Source organism: Kitasatospora sp. NPDC059571 (assembly GCF_042735675.1).
In the GTDB taxonomy this organism is placed as follows: domain Bacteria; phylum Actinomycetota; class Actinomycetes; order Streptomycetales; family Streptomycetaceae; genus Kitasatospora.
In genome coordinates this window covers 1-2,863 of record NZ_JBHWBW010000635.1, presented here as the reverse complement: position 1 = coordinate 2,863, position 2,863 = coordinate 1, and the positions used below count along the sequence as shown (strand labels likewise).

General features: G+C 76.1%; 3 protein-coding genes. 1 reads left to right on the top strand and 2 read right to left on the bottom strand.

Going from position 1 to position 2,863, the window contains the following annotated elements; all coding sequences use genetic code 11:
• Positions 1–389, bottom strand: a 389-nt coding sequence (locus ACFV0G_RS36980; RefSeq protein WP_380557455.1) for a DUF2510 domain-containing protein, incomplete at its 3' end; no start/stop codon positions are given.
• Between the two features lie 265 nt (positions 390–654).
• On the opposite strand from ACFV0G_RS36980, the gene ACFV0G_RS36975 reads away from it, so the two are divergent.
• Positions 655–1,071 (top strand): SsgA family sporulation/cell division regulator, encoded by a 417-nt coding sequence (locus tag ACFV0G_RS36975; protein ID WP_380557452.1) that lies wholly within the window; start codon positions 655–657, stop codon positions 1,069–1,071.
• Between the two features lie 194 nt (positions 1,072–1,265).
• Here the strand turns inward: ACFV0G_RS36975 and ACFV0G_RS36970 are convergent, their stop codons facing one another.
• Positions 1,266–2,684, bottom strand: a complete 1,419-nt coding sequence (locus ACFV0G_RS36970; protein ID WP_380557449.1) for a glycosyltransferase 87 family protein — start codon at positions 2,682–2,684, stop codon at positions 1,266–1,268.
• Positions 2,685–2,863: the final 179 nt, after the last annotated feature.

Genomic DNA, 2,863 nt, shown 5'->3' with positions numbered 1-2,863 from the left:
GCGCCGGACAGCCCGGCCGCCCGCCCCGCCCCCGCCCCCCCGCCGGCCTGTCCGTCCGTCGCCCACGGCGGTGCGGCGGCCGGCCCGGACCGCTCCCCCGGCTGCCCGGGCAGCACGCTGCCGGGACCGGCCGGGGCGGAGGCCCTGGAGGGCGCCGCGGAGGCGGGCGGCGGTGCGGCGGTCGGCGGCACCACGTGCGGGGCGTGCCGGCCGACGAAGCGCGGCGGCTCCAGGACCTCGCCCTCCGCCGGGGCCGGCCGGGTGGTGCCGGGGACCCAGGCGGTGCCGCCCCAGTAGCGGACGAAACCGGGGATCGAGGGGTCGGGGTAGTAGCCCGGCACGGGACCGACGGCCGTGTCCGCGCCGCCACCGTTGGGCCGGTCCGTCATTCGGTTCTTCCTTCGTCCCGTGCCGGCGCCTCCGGTGCCCGCAGCCGCGCTCGATCCCGGGCCCGTGGCGGGCCGGTGCGCAGGCGGACAGTCGCCGGGCAGTCACAAAGGGTAGTACCCCGGCGTGGGGGGTCCCGGGAGTTCTCCGGAAAAGACCGAATTCGAAAGAGTCCGCAAAGGCGTGTAAGAACCACCCAACCGATGGCTCTCCTTCTCCGAAGGGTCGAACAGAGGACCCGCGCGAAAGCTGGAGAGGAACCCGGTCATGGAGCAGTCCCCGAGCGTCGTCGAGCTGGAACTGGACATGGAGCTCGTGCTCTCACCCGAGCGGAGCCTGCCGGTGCCCGCGCGGTTCTCCTACGGCAGCCACGATCCGTTCGCCGTCCACGTCACCTTCCACCTGGACACGGGCAACCCGGTGACCTGGGTGTTCGGCCGGGACCTGCTGGTGGAGGGGACGTTCCGGCCCTGCGGTCAGGGCGACGTCCGGATCTGGCCGACCCGGTCGGGGCGGCGCAGCATGATCTGTCTGGCGCTGAGCTCGCCGGCCGGCGACGCACTGCTGGAGGTGCCGCTGGCGCCGGTGGCGGGGTGGCTGGAGCGCGTCCACCGCCTGGTGCCGCCGGGCGGCGAGCTGGCCGCGCTGGACATGGACCACTGCCTCGCCGAGCTGCTGGCATGAGGCGGGGCAGCACCCGTACGGGCGAGTGTGAGCGCGCGGTCGGGCGCTCGCCCGTACGTGGCGGCGCCCCAACCGGCGGCTGATCGCTCCGAGGCGGTTCCTGGCGCCCGGGTGTGCGATTCGCTCCGATCGGACGCGCATCCCGACCGGAAGGGCCGTTGTCCCCGGCCCGGGCAGCCGCCGGGGCGGCGTGCTCAGGCCACGGGCTGCCGGGCGTCGCCCGGTCGGCGGCCGTCGGGGAGGCTGCCGGTCCGCTGCTGCGGGAGCCGGACGAGCGGTGCGCCGGCCGCGCGCCGGCGGGCGGCCACCCGCAGCGCCGCCACGGCCAGGAAGGCCAGGCCGACCAGCGGGTAGACGGCCGCCGGGGCCTGGTGGAGCGGGGGCAGGTGCCGGTCGAGGTCGCCCTTGTGGGGGACGATCCACATCGCGAAGGAGAGGAAGGCCAGCAGGGTCAGTGCGAAGATCGGGCGCCAGCGCAGCCGCCGCACGGGCGCGGGGCGGGACCGCTCGTGGTCGGCCTCGGCGGCCAGCAGGACCAGCATCGGCACGCACCAGACCCAGTGGTGGGTCCAGCTGATCGGCGAGATCAGCACCGCGGTGACCGCGGCGCAGCAGACGCCCCAGGCCTCGCCGCGCGGCAGCCAGCGGGCGCTGCGGTGGGCCCAGGCGGCGGTGGCGAGTCCGGCGACGGCGACGACCGCCGCGACGGCCATGGCGAGGGTGCCGGGGTCGGCGGTGTGCAGCAGCCGGGCGACGGCGCCGCGGACGGACTGGTTGTCGACGATCTCGGTCTTGCCGACCCGGGAGGAGTCGTAGAGGTACTTCGTCCAGAAGCCGAAGGTGGCGTGCGGGAGCACGGCGGCGCCGACGGCGAAGGTGGCGAGGAAGGTCAGCCCGGAGACGATCGCGGCCCGTACCCGGCCGGTGATCAGCAGGTAGACGGTGAACAGACCGGGGGTGAGCTTGATCCCGGCGGCGATGCCGATCGCGACGCCCTTGGAACGGGCGCGGTCGGAGCGGTTGAGGTCCCACAGGACGAGGCAGGCGAGGGCGAGGTTGATCTGGCCGTACCGGAGGGTGGTGAAGACCGGTTCGAGCCAGACGCCGAGCCCGGCGACCAGGATCACGCCGACCGGGCGGAGGTCGCGCCGGGGCCAGTCGGCCAGCTTGAAGGACAGGTGGGCGAGCACCCCGAGCAGGACGACGTTGCCGGCGGTGATCGCCACCCGCAGGAAGCCGAGGCCGAACCACGTCGTGGGCACGAAGAGCATCGCGGCGAACGGCGGGTAGGTGGCGGGCAGGTTCCACTCGGTGACCCGCAGCGCGTAGAGGTCGCGGCCGTGGGCGACGGCGGAGCCCTCGGCCCGGTACACGACCATGTCGACCATGGAGGTGCCGACGAAGTGCCGGACGGTGGCGTAGGTGAGCAGGGACACCAGGGCCGCGGCGCTCGCCGCGGCCAGCGGCCGGCGCGGTGCGGCCCGCAGGGCGGCGGCCGCGGAGGCCAGCAGCGGGCCGAGCACGGGGACGGCCGCGGCCCGGGATCGGTTCGGGATCGGGGACTCCCCGGGCTGCCGCTGGGGCGCCCGGCCCGCCTCTCGTACCGCTGTCACTGTCCGCTCCGTCCGCCGGTGAACCAGCTAGCGACACTACCCGACGGAGTCTGCGGCGCCACCGGCCTCGCGGCCCGGCCCGGGGCCGGGCGGGGTGCGGAGTGGCGGCGGCGGTGGGCGGGAACGAGGGCGGCGGGGGGCCCCCCGCGGCCCGCCCGGCGGCGGGGGGGGGGGCGGGG

Coding starts and splice junctions, on each gene's coding strand:
- ACFV0G_RS36975 (WP_380557452.1), top strand. CDS start 655: ATGGAGCAGTCCCCGAGCGTCGTCGAGCTGGAACTGGACATGGAGCTC.